Here is a 20,777-nt window from a genome sequence, read left to right on the forward strand (position 1 = left end):
CTGAAACGACAAAACCCGCCGTCCCGAACATCGGGGCGGCGGGTTTTTTCATGCCTGCAGATATTTGTTGGCTATGGCCCCTTCGCGAGCAGGCTCGCTCTCACATCGGAACGCGATCAACTGTGGGAGCGAGCCTGCTCGCGAAAGGGCCTTAGCCGACTGGGGACTGGCGCGCGGTCAAATCCGGTCGCTGATTCGTCAGCGACCCGGAAACGATAAGTCCCATCCCCAAGGCGCACAAGCCGGCGGATACTGGCGTAGCTGTAGGCAACGACGCAAGAATCTGTGGCCGATATCAGTGTCCGCGGATTTCAATTAAACGACTTCGTTTGTTCGACGTAGGCCTTCCAGCTCGGCGAAACCTCCGACGAACGGTAGCAATACCTGTAATTTCTGACAGTAGGCAGCATGGATGAATGCGTATTGAATCAAACCAAGCCACTGCCTCTGTCAAAAACATTCACCGATACGGGCACGTAAGTTCGATTCATTGTCGCGGAGCGTTCCCCATGCTGCCCCCGGAACAGTCGGAAAAGCACAAAAGCAGGATCATTGATCAACGCAAAGATGAGCCATTGCCTCTTCCCACTGTGCCGGACATTCTCAAAGACGAAAGTGGCACTGAGAGCCCGGAAGGCCTTTTGTCGCGGACGGCATTAAGCAACGATCTTCAATTGGTGGTGCCGGCCTGGGAATTCTCCACCGACCCTGATTTCATTGCCGATATCATTACCGTGGGATGGCGGCCATTCGGGCTGCCTTTTCAAGCGGTGGCTACTTTCCCGTTTTATGTTCCGATCGTGCCGGGGGACAAGATCGTCAGCGTTCCGCGCGACAGACTCCAGCACGGAATTTACGACCTCTCCTATAGCCTGGATATAGGGGGTAATACACAAGAATCAGAGATTAAACGCGTTACGGTCGACCGATCGCCTCCCAACGATGGTCAGCAGCCAGCGGCGATGGAAATGCTGGATGTGGTTGGAGACATTACCGATGACTATTTGATTGAACATGGGCAAGTACGATTTCAGATCCATTTGTATATCGAACCAAAGGCCCGCGATCACGCAATCTATTTCTGGACGGACAGCGATAGACCCTCTGAAACGGAAACCGAAATACGCGAACAGGAATTCAGTCAAGAAGATATCGACAACAACCAACTGATCATCACGATGTATGAGCGGGATATTCGTGATCGTGGGGACGGCCCACGTTATATCTATTACCGATTGAGGGACTGGGCTGGCAACAAGGGCCCGCGTTCTGAACTGTTGCCGGTGATTGTCAACCTGTTACCCGGCCCCGGCAGTTTGAAACCGCCTCGGATTCCGCTTTCGAGTCGCGGCCTGATCGACCGCCAGCATGCCCGGGAAGGCGCTGTGAACCAAAGAGCGGTGACGATTGAGATCGATGCCTATGACAATCCCGCCAATGACCAGGAGATAATGATCGACTGGGACGGAACACCATTGCCGCCATTGCCGGTCGACGTCTCCAAATTTCCGCTTGAGGCACACGTGCCTTGGTCTGCTCTCAGGGCCAAAGGCGTGGGGCCATTGACGGCCTCCGTCACTTATCGGGTCAGACGTCCCGGTTCCAGCACACCGCGCTCTCTGGAAACGCGCGTGCCGGTGAACCTGACTGTGGCGGGGCAGGATCACATCAATGCCCCGGCATTGTTAAACACCACGCTGGTCAAGCTTGAGATATTCGGCGCCAATTCGAACACTTTGAATACCTTGACGAGCGACGATTTCGACAAGCCCGCCTCAGCGTTTCTCACCTTGTTTGACAACCCTTTGCCGGGACAAACCATCGAGTTGTATTGGGGCGCAGTCATGACGCCCGTGGCGCAATACATCGTCCAGACCGGCGATGTGGCGGGGCAAAGGGTGCGTTTGAGTATTCCCTGGTCGGTGATTGATCAGGACCGGGAAAATCCGAAGCTTGCGGTTTATTACACCACCAGCAACAACGTCAACTTGCAACAGGCGTCCGCAACGCTGGTTGATGTAAAGATTGTAGTGATCGAAAACCTCAAAGAGCCCTCATTTCCGCATGCGACCAAGTTCGGTGTTCTCGATTGTTGCGCATGCCCGAGACTTTGGAGTGGCGTGTGGGTGAAGATTGAAGGGAACGCCGCCTTCGACGAGAAAGACGTAGTGACATTGCACTGGCAGGGTAGCGAAGGCTTGAACGGAACCTCGCCCATTCCTGGTGTTGTGGATGAGTTCTCGACAACATTGAGCGCGGAGCAGGCGCGCGAAGGATTCGTAGTGCACGTGGCTGATTATGAAAAGTTGATTGCGCCCATGATTAACAATGGCTCTGCACTTTGTCATTACACCCTGAGAAAGTTTAAGGGTGGCATAGGACAATCAAAGCGAGACTTCGTTGTTATCAATAGAACCATGCCGAGCGGTGCTGTGTGCTCTCCGACCCACGAAACATGTGCGCAGCCTTGCGATAAGTAGCTGCGTTTCACTGGCTGATGGTTAGAAGCGTTTTTAACTGAGCACGACTGTGCTTGGAGTGTGCTGCGTTTTCCACGCTTAGTTTAATGCTGTTGTGTGGTTGTAGTTCTGAAACACGTTGAACGTAGTTGTTAATGCGGAAGGTCGTCCAGCGTTGATGCAATTGCGTGGGCGTACATTGTTATAACTCGGGCAAGTAAAGCCCTGTTTGCTTGATAGGAGATGGAAAATGACCAAGCATGAAAAGTTGACCCTGGCAGAAAAAAGTCGGTTGGATTATGAAAAACTGCGCTCCTCGGCGCGCGCCGCGGAACCCGCTCCCAAGCCTTCCGTCCCGACAATACATCCTGATAATCCTTTGCTGCCAGCCACCGCCGATGACGAGGGAAATCAAGTGCCGGCTATCCTTCAAGGCTTTCCACTCAAGATGATGGTACCAGGGCCACCGCAAGGGAACATCTTGCCCCCTACTGAAGGATATATTCAGTTGACCTGGAAGGGGTCAAGGCTGCCGAGCCCAATTCATCGATACACTACACCTGTGGATCCAGCTGATTTCATCGAGATGATTCTTCCGGGAAATCTGACCAGTGAACCCGGAAAACATGAACTGGGCTATTTCATCGATCAAGGCGGTAATGAATCGGACTCGGTTGCGCTGCAAATCAATGTCGATGCAACGAGTCCCACGCCGATACTCGAAGTTATAGTACCCCCAGAAGTGGAACGTGACGGCATTACTAAAAAATATCTTGATGCTCATGGTTCTATCCCCGTAACTGTTCCAGAGTACGGGGGGGCAAAGATAGGAGATGTTGTGAGAGTCTATATCGGTACATCGTTACCGTTGCCAACTCCAGTAGGAGTATTTACTCGTGAGGACCTGAGTGTTCCAATCGTGGTCCAATTGAGAGAAGCCATGTTGAATGGCGAAGAAGGCGTCAGAGCCCTCTATTACCAACTGGTGGATCGCAAGGGTAACGAAAGTCGCAATTCTCCATACAAGCGGCTGAATGTCACACTGACTGATCCTCCCGAAGATTTGGTGCCGCCGGATATTCCTCTCTACAACGATAATTTGATTGATCTGGCCGATGCTCAACAACCGGTAGGTGTAGGCCTTCAAGATGAATACACCAACTACCTGCCCGGAGATCAGTTGGTGGTGACTTGGGAGGGGCTGCGGCAAGCACCTGCGGAAATCACCAGCTTTCCGTTTTATGTCAATGTGCCATTCCGCGATGTGTTCAACTTTAATGGAGACGTAAAAGAGGTCGACGTCGGTTACCAGATAAAACGCGGTATTATTCATCATCCTCTTATCCCGATTACAGTTCCCGTAAATGTGGATTTGCGCAAACCAGGCGCGCCTGTCGACCCTGATAAACCCGGTAATCCAAACCCTGATCTGGATGTGGTAACCGTTCAAGGAAGTGGGGGGAATGGTCCAAACCAGCTCAGAGCAAGCGATATTGACCAAAAGGTCGCTGTCACGGCGCCGATCTATACCGGCGCCAAAGACGGTGATGTAGTGACGCTCTTCTGGATGGGGGTGGAAGTGTCAGCGGCGGAGGGTGGTGTTATCGATATTACTATGCCTATGACGGAGCTTTCGTGGGAGCTCGAATGGAGCGTCATTGACGCGGGGGGTAACGGTAATCCAATTCCTGTCAACTATAAGATCACTCATCCTGCCATCAACGATAATAAGGATATTTCCAGACCGGAGAGTGTTGATGTACTTTTTCAGCCAGCATTAATACCGGACGTGAAGTTCATCCATCTGCATGCGATTTATCGAGAATGGCTGTTCTGCGGCTCACTACGGACAGATTCAGTGGCGGGGCGGCATTTCGAAGTCTTGGTGGCGGGAGGCCAAGATCAATTGGCCAATCAAGTTCTGAAGTTCGAATATCAAGGCTATTCCGACAGCGACGGCTCTAATACTAAAGACGATACCCATTTGGTAGTTGAATATACGCCGAGCATCGCAGAAGCAACTGACGGCTTTATAGTCAAGATTCCTTATGACGGTGCGTTGAAGACTACGGCGAATGGATGGGGTGGCATCCAGTACTCAGCGATCATTGATGGGCATCTAACCAAGTCCGTTCGACATTTGGTGAGGGTATATCTGATTCCTTCAGGAGGGGGGGATACTTGCCCGTTGTAGAACAGCAGTTATGAGGTGTAACTGAGGGTGCCAACGGCACCCTCAGTCTATTGACATTCACACGCCGATTTTCTATCCGAAAAACATTCTCCAGTGCTTGTCAGACTTTTAACCAACAAAACTAGGAAAAGTCCTACGCCTGGTGAGACTCGGTGCAAGTATCGTCCACGGCCATATTTCTTCCTCTGGCTTCAAACCGACTGCTCGAGGATCCCGTCAAGGAGCGTAGTGATGAAAAACCACCTGAGATTGAGATACACAGAGGCCTGTAGTGAGCATTTCCGAATGCTGGTAGTCATACCGGCATTTTTTGTTTTCGGCTTACCCGCGTCTGCCGCTGTTATTGTCGGTAACGGCACCACACTTGATGTGGACTCAACAGCTGAGTCCACTGATTATCTGGTGCGCGACAATAGCGTGCTTAATCTGACGGGTGCCGTCTCCAACACGATCAATGTTACCGGCAGGTCGTCGCTGAACATCAATGGCGCCACAGTGATCGCCAACACTGGTCTTGGAGGTATTTCCATCAGTAGCAGCCGTGGGAATATCAATAACGCCGTGGTTACCAGTGACACGGTGGGGCTGAGCGTCAATAGAAACCTTTCTTCGTCACAAGGTTCGACAGTGATCGCCACCGATAGCCAATTCAAGGGAGGGAGGTCTGGCATTCAAATTACTGGCACAAGCGCCCTCACGCTGGTCAATAGCGAGGTGACGGGGACGGCCGCCAATAGCGTCGGTTTGCTTATGATTGGCGGTGAGGTGCGGGCGACAGCAGGTACTCTAATCAGCGGTGATGTTGCAGGTGTTCGGTTGGTCAATGACCCGTCCACATCAAGCGATACTCTACTGGTGCTGGATAACGCCAGCGTGGAGGGCCGCAACGGTGCAGCAATCTTGTTGGAAAGAGGCATCAACGCCAGTATTGAAGTCTTGAACAATTCAACCTTGCAAGGGAGCGCCGACCGCCTGATATCGGTGGAGGGCGCTTCCACTGCTGCTGTAAAAGTTGCCAACAGTACGTTGGACGGTAACGTCACCGTCAGCGACAACAGCACTGCCAATCTCACCTTCGACCGCGGTCAGATGAACGGTGAGGTACTGGTTGATAGCAGTTCGACAGCCAACGTAACCCTGCGAAATCATTCACAGTTCACTGGTCGCCTCGACAATGTTGACAGCCTCATCCTGGATAGTTCTTCACAGTTCACCGGTGATCTGGACAATGTCGACAACGTCACTCTGGACAATTATTCACAGTTCGCTGGTCGTCTGGACAATGTCGGCAGCGTCACCCTGCAAAATCGTTCAGAGCTAACCGGTGACCTGGAAAATGTCGACAGCGTCATCCTGAAAAATCATTCAGGGCTCACCGGTCACCTGAACAATGTCGACAGCGTCACCCTGCAAGATCATTCACAGCTCACCGGTCGCCTGGACAAGGTCCGCAGCGTCAACATCAGCAGCAACTCGAACTGGACGATGACCGCCAACGATTCGATCGGTGCCTTGAGCCTGGATGGCGGCAGTGTCACTTTTGGCGCCGCGGATGGGCCCACTACCTATTACCGACTGAACGTCGGCACGCTATCGGGCAACGGCACATTTGTCATGAAAGGCGATTTTGCCAGCGGTGAGCGTGACTTCCTGAATGTGACGGGCGCTTCGGCGGGCGACTTTGGTCTCGCAGTGGCCGCGTCGGGGCTGGATGCAGCCTCGCCACAGCAATTGATACTGGCGCGTACCGCCACGATCGACGCGGCGCAGTTTGCCTTGGCGGGCGACGGTGTTGTAGACGTCGGTACCTGGTCTTACAGCCTGTCCAGCAGAGAGAATGGGGAGGGCGGCAAGGATTGGTTTCTGGATCCGGCCACCGAAGTGATCAGCCCGGGTGCGAGTTCCATACTGGCGCTGTTCAACACCGCACCCACCGTGTGGTACGGCGAGTTGAGCAACTTACGCAGCCGTATGGGCGAGTTGCGTCTCAACGGTGGCGAGGCGGGCGGCTGGATCCGCACCTACGGCAATAAATACAACGTGGCGGCTGGGTCGGGTGTGGGCTATCAGCAACAGCAGCAGGGGTTGTCCCTTGGCGCTGACGCCCGGGTGGGTGAAAGTCAGGTGTTGGTCGGGGTTCTGGCGGGGACGAGCAAGTCCGATTTGGACTTGGACCGTGGCACTTCGGGCACAGTGAAAAGCTACTACGTCGGCCCGTATGTCACCTGGCTCGACAGCGAGACTGGTTACTACTTCGATGGCGTGCTCAAGTTCAACCGGTTTCGCAATGAGTCCAAGGTCAATCTCAGCGATGGCAGCCGCACCAAGGGCGATTATGACAACTGGGGTGTTGGCGCATCCGCTGAGTTCGGTCGCCACATCAAACTGGCTGACGACTACTTCATCGAGCCGTTCACGCAATTGTCGGCAGTGCAGATTCAGGGCAAGCAATACACCCTTGATAACGACATGGACGCCGATGGCGATCGCATGCGTTCGTTGGTCGCCAAGGCGGGGGCCACTGTCGGGCGCAACTTCGCGTTCAATGATGGCGCCATCGCCCAGCCATACCTGCGTGCGGCAGTGGCACATGAGTTTGCGTCGAACAACGAAGTGAAGGTCAACGACAATGTGTTCAACAACGATTTGTCAGGCTCTCGTGCCGAGTTTGGTGCGGGGGTGGCGGTCGCCCTGTCCGCAAAGTGGCAAGTGCATGCAGACTTTGATTATTCCAAGGGTGAGCATATTGAACAGCCTTGGGGGGCGAATGTGGGGGTGAGGTTTAGTTGGTGAGGTGCAGTTAAAGGAATAGTGTGCTGGTCTGTGACAATAAAAACCAACTTGTTATGCTAAAAAACCGCTGCTCCTTACCCGAGCAGCGTTTTTTTTGTGTTACTTAAGTGCGCCTGATACCAAATCCATTGGCGGTACCGCCTCCGAACCCGAAATCAAGGCGCGTGTCTGTCGCGCCGTCTCTCGGGCGAATTACATAGCGATATTTAAAGCCCGATCGGTCGGATGCCCAGTTCCAGTCATTGGACGTTATAGCGCCCCGATAGTTGTTCATAAAGGCTCTCCATTCTGCCAACGAGGGAATTCTTCCTCCCATGCTTGCTGCTTGATTGGCGCAACTGGTGTAAGTGCCAAAGATGCCGGTGCCGAAGAGCATTTCTACGTTTGAGGTTGTGGCGGTATAGCTGGCTCTCTGATTCGCCGCGTCCGAAACGGTAATGGTCGCAGTGCCATTACCTTTTGAAATTACGCGACCGGTTGTCGAGTTCACTTCAGCGATATTGTCCCTGTCGGATTGGTAACGGTATGGAAGAACGCCACCGTTGGCCGATCTGTCGCCAAAGGCTCCTGGGGGCGGGTTGGTTGGTGTGCTGCCATCCCTGAAATGCCAGGCATTCAAGTGCATTGGCGCATTGTTGATAGTCAGCGGCGGTATCGGCGATATCACCCGAAAGGAACGCACCGTCGAACTCTGCCCGGTGGACACCGCTCTCGCAAACACCGCGTGGCTGCCGACGCTGACTGGCAGCGTTGCGGTCCAAGCGCTTCCCACGGCGGTAACTGTCAGTTTGTAGCCATTGTTGTCATAAATTTGTACCTGTCGGTTAGGTGTTACAGCGCCGCGCAAGGTCACCGAGGTTCGATTGGTCTCGCCGTTATTGGGGACTTCGACGAGGCCATCGTGTACCGGCGTCAGTGTCGGTGCGATGTGTGCGGCGACGGTAAAGTTTCTTGCACCGCTTTCCACTGGCAGCACCTCGTACAGCGCCTTGGCTGTGAGGCTGTGTGAGGTCAGCGCCAGACCGCTGACAGACGCCTCCCATGTTTTATCGGCCTTGACGGTCACAGGCGCGCCAACCGGCGAACCTTTGTTGAACAGCTGAATCTGTTCTCGCGGAGTCGCGGTGCCTTGCACTTTCACCGAAGTGTCATAGGTCGTGCCGTTGTGGGCGACCGGTCCGACCGCGTCAGTGACGGAGGTGATAGTCGGCGCAATATGCGCCGCAACAGTAAAGACCCTGGGGGGCGCCGACACCGGATTACTGCCGTACTCAGCGCGGGCGACCAGGCGATAAACCTTCAATGACAGGTCGGTCATCTGATAGGTCCAATTGCCGCTCGCCTCGATTTTCACTGTGTCGATTGGCGTTCCGGCATCAAGCAGGGTGATCGTTTCATTTGGGCTCGCCTTGCCGGTCAACGTCACCGCGCGGTAGTAGGTCGTGCCGTTCATATCGACTTCACTGCGGATATCAGTGACTCGCGAGATCGTTGGTGTAACGGCCAGCGCCACGACGAACGTCCGAGCGGGACTCGATGGCGGGTCGACGTCGTACTTGGCCGATGCGACCACGCTGTAGGTTCTCACTCGCAGATTATTGATGCGGTGCTGCCAACGGCCGTCATCATCGACATCGAGGGTGACAAGGGGGGCACTGCTTTCGGATACCTGAATCTGCAGGTTTGGCGTCGCAATACCCTCGATCAGCACACTGTTATCGTAAGTCGTCCCCCCATGAGCAACCTGGCTACGGGAGTCGCTCACCGAGAGGATTTCCGGCGTCTGGGTGAATTTGACCGTGAAGGTTCGAGGGCCGCTGAACAGCGGATCGGCGTCGTACAGCGCCTTGGCCGTGATGCGGTAATCCTTCTCGGTGAGGATGCCGATCTTCAGGCTCCATCGGCTGTCCACGCCGACCACCGCAGACCCCAACGACGCCGAACCGCCATCAAACAATTCGATGGTTTCCCCGCGCGTGGCGGTGCCGCTGACGGTGACATGGTCGTCGCGGGTTTTGCCGCCGTCGACGACATCACCGCGTGTGTCGCGCACCCCGTCGATGATCGGCGTTACATAGTCGTATCGGGTTCTGACAGTCAGATTAAGCACCGGAAATACGCAAGCGCTGTCCTCTGAAAGGTCATTGTCGAACGCCACCTTGCAGATCACCGTCGCCTCTGAGGAATGGCCCAACTTGAGCAACTCGCTTCGCCGCAATGTTTCGTTGAGTCCGTTTTTGACTTGCGCCGAGGTGATCTCCCTGCCGTCGAGAATCTTGATGGTGTAGGGAGCGCCTGCCATGGTCTTGCCCATTAGCAGCAACCAGAGGCGCTGCTTGAGCGCGATGAATGGCCATCGTTTGACCAGTACTCTTGGGTCGCCACTGAACATCATCAAGTCCAGGACTGAGTTCAATGCCTGCGGCACCTCGGGGCGCGGCAGGTCTTTCTCGGGATCCTGAAAGCTCAGCACCCGCAGGGTCAATGATTGCGACTCGGTCGCTTTGCCGTAGCGGTTCACCAGATAGTCGACGGTTACCGCATTATTGATATTCGGACCTACTACTGAAGGAGGCAGGTGGAACAGCACCGTCCCGCTCGCGTGCCCCGGTTTGACCAGGTCTACAGATGTGCCTGGACCGGGTTTCCCGATCCATCGCAGGTTGGCGGTGTCGAGCACCGCGTCCATGCTGGCATAACTCACCTGCACGTCTACACCGTTCAGGGCTTTCATGGGGTCGAGCAAACCGTCGCGGGCTTGCTCGACGATCGGTGGCGGCAGATCCCCGACCAGTTACCCGATCATCAGATTCAACGTCTCCGAATGGCTGAACAAGCCAGTGTCGGCGTGTTTGATCCAGCTAATAACCTGGACCCTTTGCCCGATGTTGATTGTCACGAACCGTGCATCCACCCTGAATCGAACGGGGCGGCCTGCAGTAACGGTAGTAATCGGCACCCAGTCGCTGGTGCTTCCAAAAGGGTGCTCCGCACGCCAGCCGTAGTAGACGATGTCACCGCTTTCGGTTTTATGATTGATCAGCACGTGGACGTTATCGAACACCCGTGAGGGATCCAGCACATCCGGCGGATCGGCCTCCTCGACCACCGGCATCGGCAGCGTGGCGCGGATTTTCTCGACCTTGACCAGCAACCGCTCTGATTCACTGACGCCGTAGAGCGACAATGTGTCGTTGGATACCCGGTAGGAAAGATCGAGTTTGGCCAGAGGGCTGATGTGCTCGGCGCCAATGTAAAACGTGATCAGCCCTGCCTTGGCGTCGTTCTCGCTGACGACGTGCTCTTCCTCGTATACATAAGGTTGACCACCGGGCCGGGTGCCCAGCCAGAACAGGTTGTTCACATCGCCATTGGCCATGCCGGGATAACGCACCTCGACCGTTGCGTAGGGTTCGTCGGATTGCAGCGTGTCGCCGCGAAGTTCGCGAATGGTCGGCTCGGGCAGCATCACAACGTCACCCACCACTCGGGCAAAGGTGCGTTTGGATGAAAGCGGTGGCTCGCCATTCTTTTTCGTCAGCACACACGAAGCATCCGCCAGGCCCATGGCGATGGCTCTTATCAGCTCATAGGGCACGTTCAATTCCAGAATGCTCGGAATACTGACGACGGTTCTGGACTCGGAATGTATCAATGGCTTGCCGGTGTGGGGCGTGCCGATGAAGGACAAGGTCACGGTGTCTCCGAGAGTGAAATCCTTGCTCTGCACATGAACCTGAACCGTGACGTCCTGTTTGTTCAGATCCCTGATGGTAATGATGCCGTTGATCGATTCTTTGATAACGGGCGCTTCCAGGCGCCAGCCCCCGGCATCCACGCGCACGCGCGTGCTTTGCGAACGCCGGACCGCCCAGTTCCAGACCACATCGTGAATGTCATAGCGCAATACCAGCGCGCCACTGTCTCCCCCGGCCAGAATGGCTGCCTGGTCGGCGATCATCGCAATGGGGATTTTTCTATCTACCTCATCCTGCGTCACGGTATGGGCCGCAAGAATGTTGTTGGCGCTCCCCCAATGCACCAGGATCTCGTCACCCACTGCCATTTCCGGGTAGAACGGAATGGTCAAGGGCACGCCTTTTTTCGCCCACTCGGCATCGATACCTTGCTGCACGACTTCTTCGGGTAACTGCACCGGATGCAGCTCGGAATGGCCGTCCGGCAGATGCGGCGCCTTGTCGCGGCCGCCGGGTTGATTGAGTTTGACCCGTAATCGTAATGCCACCGAAGGGTCATCGGGCGTTGTTTCGCCAGCACGCAGCAACTGGTAATAACAGGTTTCGACCCAGCCTGGCTTGGCGAGCGCCGCAGGCAAATAGAAGAACAACGCTTTGTTGACTTCCCAAAGTTCTACCACTTTGATGAAGACCTCTTCGGCGCCCCAGTAAATGAAGTGCTTGTCGCCCTCGCGCATGCCGATATACGGATTGATCACACACAACATGCCCGCAGGGTTGTCTGTGACCACTGCGATATTGATGCCTCCATCCCCCTCTTCAATGGGGCGAACCATGCCTGCGATCAGCAGGGGACGAAGCGCGAGCATCTCGTTGTCGTCGAAGCGGGGGAACAGGTAAAGGCACCTGGATGGCATGTTGCGACTCCTGTAGAGCGGCGGCGGTTTCAGGTGGGGTAGATTTGATTGATTAAACCTTTGCATAGGGAGTCGCGCACCTGTCAGATCTGACAGGTGTGTGATGTTTTCCGATGAATGGTGGGGCGCGTGCGGGGGGCGGTTGGAGAGTGACTCAATGCTTGCGCAGAGTTTTTTGCCGCAAAATGTAGACCGTGACAAACACCGCGCTGGTCAACATGAATCCTCGCGCCCACGGCAGTGGCACCAGATAGCAAGAGAACAGAATGCTCGCCCACATCAGGCCGATCGCGTAGACCTTGCCCTTGAGTGGAATGCCGTTGCCATCGAGATAATCGCGAATCCATGGCCCGAGCCGGGGATGCTCGACCAGCCAACGATAGAAACGCGGAGAACTGCGGGCGAAACACGCCGCCGCGAGTAGCAGAAAGGGGGTGGTGGGCAAAACGGGGAGAAAAATCCCGATCACCCCCAATGCCACGCTGAGCCAGCCGATGGCCAGCAGCAAGTAGCGCAACATCAGGGGGCGGTTGCCTATGGGGTTGTCCATAGGCAGGATCTTAGTGGTGACGTGGCTTGAGGATCGCCGGTTTTTCGTCTGGCGCCTGGCACAGCAGATACAGCGCAGTCAGGGCTTCCGGGATCTGCACAATCATGTCGTCCATCAGATTGGCGTCACTGGCGATGTCTTCGAACTCTGGCTGCTCGTCGAACAGGCCCGAACCGACCATGATCGGCAGGAGCATTTCGCTGACTTCTTCTTCGGCGGTTTCAAACCAGGCCGCTTCACGCAGGAACACGCCTTCCATGAAGCCGATGCACCAGCCGCGCAATTCCGAATCGTCCGGGTCTTCGCCCAGATCCAGCTCGCACGGCAGTTCGAATTCTTCGTCGGACGCCAGTTGACGGGCGATGTGCGCTTTGAGGCCGATCAGAGTGGCTTCGATCTCGGCACGCTGAGCTTCGTCGCTGTAATGCGGCTCTTCGGCGAACAGGGCGTCGATCCATTCACGCTCTGACACGTCTTCGGAGCAGATCGACAGCGCGGTCAGGTAACCGTGGGCGGCCACGTAATCCAGCGCCTCGTCGTGCAGCTCGTCGGCGTCGAGGAAGACTTGCAGGCGGGTCAGTTGCTCAGCGAAGGACATTACGTTGCTACCTTGGGAATCAATAATGCGGGAATTCTAGGCCTTCTTGCGCGCTCAAGCCAGCCGCATGGCAGATTTGCCACGATTGTCCGGCTGTATTTTGACCCTGTGGGAGCGAGCTTGCTCGTGAAGGCGTTGTATCAGCGCACCGATGTGCTGACTGGCATATCGCATTCGCGAGCAAGCTCGCTCCCACAGGATATTCGTATGGCCGATGAACGGAGTCTTCTCAGCGGCACCCTGCGCAGGGGAGGGCTCGGGTATACTGCCGCGTTTTGCGATCCCTGCCCGCATTGCGGTTGTCGTGCAATGCGTTCTTACGTTTTGTTTAAGCGGCCCTGGCTGTTCTGAACCAGCCTGAGCAGGGATGTATCGGTAGATTTTTGGAGTTTTTATGCTCGAACAGGCTCAACGCGTCCTCAAGGATATCTTCGGCTACGACAGTTTTCGTGGCCGTCAGGGTGCAATCATTGAGCGCGTGGCCAGCGGCGGTGACGCGCTGGTACTGATGCCTACCGGTGGCGGCAAGTCCCTGTGCTTCCAAGTGCCGGCGCTGTTGCGCGATGGCCTGGCGGTGGTGGTGTCGCCGTTGATCGCCTTGATGGACGATCAGGTCGCCACCCTCGAAGAACTGGGCGTGGCGGCTGCCGCGTTGAACTCCACGCTGAGCGCCGAACAGCAGCGTGATCTGGCGACGCGGATCAAGCGCGGTGAAGTGAAGATGCTTTATCTGGCGCCCGAGCGTCTGGTGCAGCCGCGCATGTTGTCCTTCCTGCAAAGTCTGGACATTGCCCTGTTCGCCATCGACGAAGCGCACTGCGTATCGCAATGGGGCCACGACTTCCGTCGCGAGTATCTGCAACTCGGGCAACTGGCCGAGTTGTTCCCGAATGTGCCGCGCATCGCGCTGACTGCCACCGCCGACAAACGTACCCGCGAAGAAATCGTCGAACGCCTGCACCTGCAGAACGCCGAGCGCTTCCTGTCGAGCTTCGACCGACCGAACATTTTCTACCGCATTGTGCCCAAGGAGCAGCCGCGCAAGCAGTTGCTGGCGTTTCTTGCCGAGCGGCGCAGCGATGCTGGCATCGTCTATTGCCTGTCGCGCAAGAAAGTTGAAGAAGTCGCGACATTCCTTAGCGAGCAAGGCTTCCCGGCGCTGCCGTATCACGCCGGTCTGCCCAACGAGCTGCGCGCCTTCAACCAGAAGCGCTTCCTCAACGAGGAAGGCCTGATCATGGTCGCCACCGTGGCGTTCGGCATGGGCATCGACAAGCCCAACGTGCGTTTTGTTGCCCACCTCGATCTGCCGAAGTCCCTTGAGGCGTATTACCAGGAAACCGGGCGCGGTGGTCGTGACGGTCTGCCGGCGGATGCGTGGATGGCCTACGGTCTGCAAGACGTGGTGATGCTCAAACAACTGCTGCAAAACTCTGAAGGCGACGAGCGCCACAAGCGTCTGGAGCAGCACAAGCTCGACGCGATGCTCTCGCTCTGCGAAGAAACCCGTTGCCGTCGTCAGACGCTGCTGGCGTATTTCGATGAGGAGATGGCCGAACCTTGTGGTCATTGCGACAACTGCGTCGACGGCGTGCAGACCTGGGACGCCACCGAGCCTGCACGTCAGGCGTTGTCAGCGATCTTTCGCACCGGTCAGCGTTATGGCGTCGGCCATCTGGTCGATGTGCTGCTGGGCAAGGACAACGAAAAGGTTCGCAGTTTCGGTCATCAGCATCTTTCCGTGTACGGAGTCGGCAAGGCGCTAAGCGAGAGCGAATGGCGCTCGCTGTTCCGTCAGTTGGTGGCGCGCGGGCTGGCCGATGTCGATCACGAAGGCTATGGCGGCTTGCGTTTGAGCGACACCTGCCGGCCACTGCTCAAGGGCGAAGTGACGCTTGAGCTGCGCCGCGACCTCAAACCGCAAGTCACCGCCAAGAGCGGCAGCAAGAGCCCGGCCAGCCAATTGGTGCGCGGCGAAGAGCGCGAGCAGTGGGAAGCCCTGCGTGCGTTGCGGCGTAAACTGGCCGAAGAACACGGCGTGCCGCCGTACGTCATCTTCCCGGATTCGACACTTCTGGAAATGCTTCGCAGCCAACCAACCTCGCTGGCGGAAATGGCCCGGGTCAGCGGCGTCGGTGCGCGCAAGCTGGAACGTTACGGCGATGCTTTCCTCGAAGTGCTCGGCGGCGAGGTCGAGGCACCGAAAGTGGTGGCCGATGTGCGTCACGAACTGATCACCCTGGCCCGCGCCGGCATGACCCCGATGCAGATTGCCGGGCAGTTGCAGTGCTCGGAAAAGAACGTCTACACCATGCTCGCCGAGGCCATCGGCAAGCAGCAACTCTCACTGGAGCAGGCTCTGGACTTGCCTGAAGAACTGATGGGCGAGGTGCAGGACGCATTCCTTGATGGCGAGGGTGAACTGCCGCCGGTCGCCGAAATCGCCGAACTGTTCGCCGGTCGTGTTCCTGAAGGCGTCCTGTATTGCGTGCGGGCTGCGCTGCAATCCGAGTTTGAAATGTAATTCGGGCCCGAGCCCCTCACCCCAGCCCTCTCCCAGAGGGAGAGGGGGCCGACCGAGGTGTCTTGCGGGTTACATCGACCTGAAGGCCTGAGTCGATAATGGATTCGGTAAAGCCCTTTCAGGTCGGTGAAATTCTTCAGCATCCCCCAATCAGTCCCCTCTCCCTCTGGGAGAGGGTTAGGGTGAGGGGCTTTTCAAGATGTAACGATTCAGTACAGGCCGACACTTGCCTATAGCTGCAGCTCATGCTTAGCTGACTAATAATTAGTTTTTCTCTATTACATCAGTCTAACCATGAGTGTTTTATGCCGTTAACCGATCAACACCGCTTTGGCATGCAGCTGGCCCAGATGTCCCGCGGTTGGCGCGCCGAGCTGGACCGGCGTCTGGCAGGCCTTGGCCTGTCCCAGGCGCGCTGGCTGGTGCTGCTGCATCTGGCGCGTTTCGCAGAGGCACCGACTCAGCGTGAGCTGGCACAAAGCGTTGGTGTCGAAGGCCCGACCCTCGCACGCTTGCTCGATAGTCTGGAAAGCCAGGGGCTGGTGCAACGCCAGTCCGTGATGGAAGACCGCCGGGCGAAAAAAATTGTCCTTTGTGCACCGGCCCTGCCGTTGATCGAACAAATCGAAACCATTGCTACCCAACTGCGCCATGAATTGTTCGACGGTGTCGACGAGGCGGATTTAAAGGTGTGCATGCGTGTTCACGGTCACATTCTGGCCAACCTGGAAAAATCTTGAGGCATTACTGCGTGCCAGTTTTTTGAGAGATCGCCCTGAGCAGACTATAAGAACTACCAGGCAATATCGTGTTCGTACCGGATGTGCGAACGCATAGAAGTCGGTTTTGCTTATTTAAGGGATGCTCATGCTCGCAAGTTGGCACATGGTACTGCGCGTTTGCGCCAATGGTTTATTGGTGGCTGGCGCACTCGGCTATTCGACCTTGTCGATGGCTTTGGGGCTGGGCGAGATCACGGTTCACTCAGCCCTCAATCAACCGCTCAAGGCCGATATCGCTCTGCTCGATGTCGGCACGCTGACGCAGAACGATCTGTCGGTGAGCCTGGCCACGGCAGACGAATTCGGCCGTGCCGGGGTCGAGCGGGTGTTCTTTCTCAACGACCTGAAGTTCACGCCGATCCTGCGTGGCAATCGCCAGATGATCCGGGTGACCTCCGGCAAACCGGTGAACGAACCCTTTCTGAATTTCCTTGTGCAGCTCAATCAGCCCAATGGCCGCTTGCTGCGCGAATACACGGTGCTGATCGATCCGCCGGGCTCGCCGGGTATCGTGCCGGCTACCGATGAGCCTGACCCGCGTCCGCAATCCTCTGCATTTCCCACTGTTGAACCCGTGACCGCGCCGCCACAGGCATCCCAGGGCAAACGCGCCACGCCTGCCGGACCTCAAACGGCATCAACGCCAGCCAACGTTGCACTGGCCGAACAACTGGCCGCCAGCGTGTTGCAAAACCAGCAACTGCAAAAGTCCCTCGATGAGCTGAACGCCAAACTGCAGGCGCAGGATTTGCAGATTGCCGACGGCAGGAAACAGGTCAGTGACTTGCAAACGCGCTTGGTCGAGTTGCAAAAACCAGCGCCAGTAGCGACACCGGGGCCAACACCGACACCTGCTGCGCCGATCGAGCCCACAGATGACGGTTTGAATTGGCCATTGCTCGCTGGTTTGCTGTTGCTGGGGGCATTGGCCGGGTTGCTCGTGCACCGTCGACGCCAGCAACAGCAACAGCAACAGCAACAGCAGCGAGGCGATGCGCCGCCGCCATTGTTGCCGTTGCGCAATGAGCCGGATGTGGACGAAGCCGGTTACTCACAAGGATCGGCCGAACCGGTCAGGACTCGCGCCTCGGCCGATCCTCGTGAAGAGCCAGCGACGGGTGATGTGCTGGAAGCAGTGGGGATTTACCTGGCCTATGGACGCCTCGGCGAAGCCGCCGGACTGTTACGCGATGCGCTGCACAAAGAGCCGGAGCGCACCGATCTTGGTTTGCAGTTACTCGAAGTGCTGGGGCGTCAGGGCGATAGCGAAGCGTTCGAGCAGCAGGAAAGTCATTTGCGTGAAATAGGAGTTGATGCGCAAGCCTTGCAGGATATCCGCGCCCGGTATCCGAAGTTGCTGGGCACTGCGCCGTTGGCGGCCGTGGACGTTGGCATTGCCCCCGCAGTAGTCGCGGCGCCCGCGCTGCCCGAAGATAATTTCGAGTTGAATCTGGATGAGCTTTCGATGGACTCCAGTTGGGATCTGGAGGACAGCCGTTCGGCACTGGCCCAGTCAGCAACAGACGAGTCCGCCTTCGCTTCCGGTCTGAAAGTATTGCCGCAGGACTTTGACCTGCCCGAGACCGGAGCCAGTGAAGACGCCGAGCTTGAATGGATCCCCGAGCCTGAAGCACAGCCGCTGGACGATGACTTCCTCGAAGCGTTTGGCGATCCGCTGCCGTCGCTGGATTTACAGATGTCAGCGCCAGATGAGGCGGGAGCGGAGAAGCTCGAACAGGCGCAAACCTGCATCGATGACGGTGACATCGACAGCGCAATTGCGTTGCTCAATGAGTTGCTCAAGGATGGGGATGAGCCTTTGAAGCAAACCGCTCGGACTTTGTTGGCGGGGATTCGCTAAGGTTTAGGTCACCGGAATTTTTGTGGTGATCGGATTATCGCCTTCGCGAGCAAGCTCGCTCCCACAGGGGGAGCGCATTCCCATTGTGGGAGCGAGCTTGCTCGCGAAGGCAGTCGGGAAGGCGCCATCAATCCTGAGGATCAATCAGAACGTCTGCCCCAGATTCAAATACACCGCCTGCTCATTCGCATCATTAAGCCCATAACTGAAATTCAACGGCCCCAGCGGTGTATCAAAGCCAATAAACACACTCGCCGCATTGATATAGCCGCTGTCGAACTCGTTGTCGTTGTTCCACGCTCGCCCACGCTCCAGCGATCCGCCGGCGTACAGCGGGAAGTCCAGCGGCAGATATGAGCGCGGTGTCAGCCGGCGGTAATACACCGCCCGCATCAGACTGATGTTCTGCCCGGAAATCGCATCTTCGCGAAAGCCCGACAGCTGCCGCGCGCCACCGAGCAGGAAGCTCGACGTCACCACGTTGGTGTCGTCAAGGGTGCGGCCATAGCGCCCGCCCAGAATCAAAGTGTCCGGGCCGTGACTCATGGCTTTGTCGAATTTGAATTCCCACTGTCGATAGCGCGTATCCGAGCCCAGGCTCGGATCGAATTGCAGGAAAGTCAGGCTGACGTCCTTGCCCTCGTGAGGGTAGTAAACGTTGTCCAGCGAGTCGTAGGAATACTTCAGCGAATAGAAGCCTTCGTTGAAATTTTCGCTGGGCAGATCCTGATCGCCAATGCGTACATCGGCCTTGCCCCAGGCCTCACCGACGCCGAAGCGCACTTCGCCGTTGTTGCCGATCTGTCGGCCGACATTCAGGGCCATGCCGTAACGCTCGACGCGGTACTGGGCGACCGGATCATTGTCGAGCACCGCATCGACGTTCTGCGCCTCGAACACCACCGACGGCGCGATGAAGTAGCGTGAGCCCACGTCCAGCGGCTGATAGAACTCGCTGTACAGTTCCTGCTTGTCGCCGATCTGCACCCGCGTCAGCCATTCTGCGCCGAGACGATTGATGCCGTTTTTGCGGTAACTGGCACCGAGGTTGAAAGCGCTGCTGCCGCGCATGTCGTCCGACAGGTTCAGGCCGACCCGCAGGTAATCGGTGCCACTGCGTTTGCCTCGGGCACTGATCACCAGGGTGTGATCCTGCCCCTTGTGCACCACGCGGTACTGCACTTGCTCAAAGTAGTCGAGGCCGTACAGGGTGCCCATGTCCGAATGCAATCGACCCAGATCCAGCGGTTCGCCGATGTGTTGGCGGATGTAGTAACGGATCACGTCGTCGTCGACTTTCGAATCGTTCTCGACCTTGATCGCGGTGATGATTGGCGTGCGTTGCCCCGGCGCGCGGGCAGCATTGAGTTCGGCGTCCTGAGACTGGGCTGGCTTGAGACTGGCGAGGCGCGCGTCAAGGATTCGGGTGGCGCGATAACCGGCGTCGATCATCTCTTGGGCACGGCCGAAATCAGTGACGCCGAAACTTGCCAGCGCCGGCTGGATCAACACGTCAGTCGGTTTCAGCGCGGCCAGTTGTTCTTCCGAGTTACGGCGGGTCATCAGGGTGATCGACTGGTTGAGCACATCGACCACGGTGTTCAGTTGTTTACGGCTGCGCAGCGGCGTACCGATGTCGACCACGATGGCGATGTCGACGCCCATTTGCCGCGCAACATCGAGCGGGATGTTGTCGGTCATGCCGCCGTCCACCAACAGCCGGCCGTCGAGTTCGACCGGCGCGAACACCGCCGGGATCGACATGCTCGCGCGGATCACCTGGGGCAGGTGGCCTTTGCGAAAGACGACTTTTTCGCCATTGGCGATGTCGGTGGCCACGGCGCGGAAGGGGATCGGCAGCTTGTCGAAGTCCCGGGTGTCGCTGGTGTGAGCCAACAGACTTTCCAGGAGCAGCGCCAGATTCTGGCCTTGAATCACGCCCAGTGGCAGGCCGAGGCTGCCGTCGTCGCGGAAGCTGAGTTTCTGTTTCACCAGAAAATCGCGATCATCCTGCTTGCGCCGGAACGGCACGTCTTCCCGGGGCGGCGCGTCGGACAGCGCCTGCTGCCAGTCGATGCCAAGGGCGAGTTTTTCCAGTTCGTCGATCTTGTAGCCCGAGGCATACAGACCGCCGACCACCGCGCCCATGCTGGTGCCTGCAATCGCGTCAATCTTGACGCCTTGCTCTTCCAGCGCCTTGAGCACGCCGATGTGCGCCAGGCCACGAGCGGCGCCACCAGACAGCACGAGGCCGACTTTCGGTCGCGGCGCTTCGCTGGCAAGCACGAACAGTGGAAGAAAACCAAGCAGCAGGCAGAACAACAAACGGCGCATTGTGAGTCTCGGGGCAAGCGATAAAGCCGAGTATTATAGCGGCGCCCTCTGTCTCCGGAGTTTCAAT

Annotated in this window: 11 protein-coding genes; 6 read left to right on the plus strand and 5 right to left on the minus strand. The window is 57.0% G+C overall.

The annotated features are described in order from the left end of the window. The first annotated feature begins 509 nt into the window (after positions 1-509). The 3 genes from ACIQVE_RS06570 to ACIQVE_RS06580 all read left to right on the plus strand — a co-directional run bounded on the left by ACIQVE_RS06570 (position 510) and on the right by ACIQVE_RS06580 (position 7,446). The gene (locus tag ACIQVE_RS06570; protein WP_402805805.1) at positions 510-2,480 is read left to right on the plus strand and encodes a hypothetical protein; all 1,971 of its coding nucleotides are present in this window, start codon (positions 510-512) and stop codon (positions 2,478-2,480) included. 229 nt (positions 2,481-2,709) lie between these two features. Next, the gene (locus ACIQVE_RS06575; protein WP_402805807.1) at positions 2,710-4,653 is read left to right on the plus strand and encodes a hypothetical protein; all 1,944 of its coding nucleotides are present in this window, start codon (positions 2,710-2,712) and stop codon (positions 4,651-4,653) included. Between the two features lie 231 nt (positions 4,654-4,884). Next, complete coding sequence (locus ACIQVE_RS06580; protein WP_402805810.1) at positions 4,885-7,446, plus strand: autotransporter outer membrane beta-barrel domain-containing protein; 2,562 nt, start codon at positions 4,885-4,887, stop codon at positions 7,444-7,446. A 103-nt stretch (positions 7,447-7,549) separates the two neighbouring features. On the opposite strand, the gene ACIQVE_RS06585 is transcribed toward ACIQVE_RS06580, so the two are convergent. The 4 genes from ACIQVE_RS06585 to ACIQVE_RS06600 form a co-directional block, all read right to left on the minus strand. Beyond that, on the minus strand, positions 7,550-10,180 hold the full coding sequence (locus ACIQVE_RS06585) for a hypothetical protein (protein WP_402805812.1): 2,631 nt from the start codon (positions 10,178-10,180) through the stop codon (positions 7,550-7,552). A 60-nt stretch (positions 10,181-10,240) separates the two neighbouring features. Further along, positions 10,241-12,127, minus strand: a complete 1,887-nt coding sequence (locus tag ACIQVE_RS06590; RefSeq protein WP_402805814.1) for a hypothetical protein — start codon at positions 12,125-12,127, stop codon at positions 10,241-10,243. Between the two features lie 88 nt (positions 12,128-12,215). After that, a complete protein-coding gene (locus tag ACIQVE_RS06595) occupies positions 12,216-12,611 on the minus strand; it encodes a YbaN family protein (protein WP_402805815.1) in 396 nt (131 codons plus the stop codon). A 10-nt stretch (positions 12,612-12,621) separates the two neighbouring features. After that, complete coding sequence (locus ACIQVE_RS06600) at positions 12,622-13,209, minus strand: UPF0149 family protein (protein WP_402805816.1); 588 nt, start codon at positions 13,207-13,209, stop codon at positions 12,622-12,624. Positions 13,210-13,603: 394 nt separating this feature from the next. On the opposite strand from ACIQVE_RS06600, the gene recQ reads away from it, so the two are divergent. The 3 genes from recQ to ACIQVE_RS06615 all read left to right on the plus strand — a co-directional run bounded on the left by recQ (position 13,604) and on the right by ACIQVE_RS06615 (position 18,376). Continuing rightward, a complete protein-coding gene (recQ, locus tag ACIQVE_RS06605; RefSeq protein ID WP_402805819.1) occupies positions 13,604-15,733 on the plus strand; it encodes a DNA helicase RecQ in 2,130 nt (709 codons plus the stop codon). 305 nt (positions 15,734-16,038) lie between these two features. Continuing rightward, positions 16,039-16,473 (plus strand): MarR family transcriptional regulator, encoded by a 435-nt coding sequence (locus ACIQVE_RS06610; protein ID WP_150602975.1) that lies wholly within the window; start codon positions 16,039-16,041, stop codon positions 16,471-16,473. Between the two features lie 127 nt (positions 16,474-16,600). Next, a complete protein-coding gene (locus ACIQVE_RS06615) occupies positions 16,601-18,376 on the plus strand; it encodes a FimV/HubP family polar landmark protein (RefSeq protein WP_402805823.1) in 1,776 nt (591 codons plus the stop codon). Positions 18,377-18,520: 144 nt separating this feature from the next. On the opposite strand, the gene ACIQVE_RS06620 is transcribed toward ACIQVE_RS06615, so the two are convergent. Continuing rightward, positions 18,521-20,710, minus strand: coding sequence for a patatin-like phospholipase family protein (locus ACIQVE_RS06620; RefSeq protein WP_402805826.1), 2,190 nt, complete (start codon positions 20,708-20,710; stop codon positions 18,521-18,523). Between the last annotated feature and the right edge of the window lie 67 nt (positions 20,711-20,777).

Source organism: Pseudomonas sp. NPDC098747 (genome assembly GCF_044760045.1).
In the GTDB taxonomy this organism is placed as follows: domain Bacteria; phylum Pseudomonadota; class Gammaproteobacteria; order Pseudomonadales; family Pseudomonadaceae; genus Aquipseudomonas.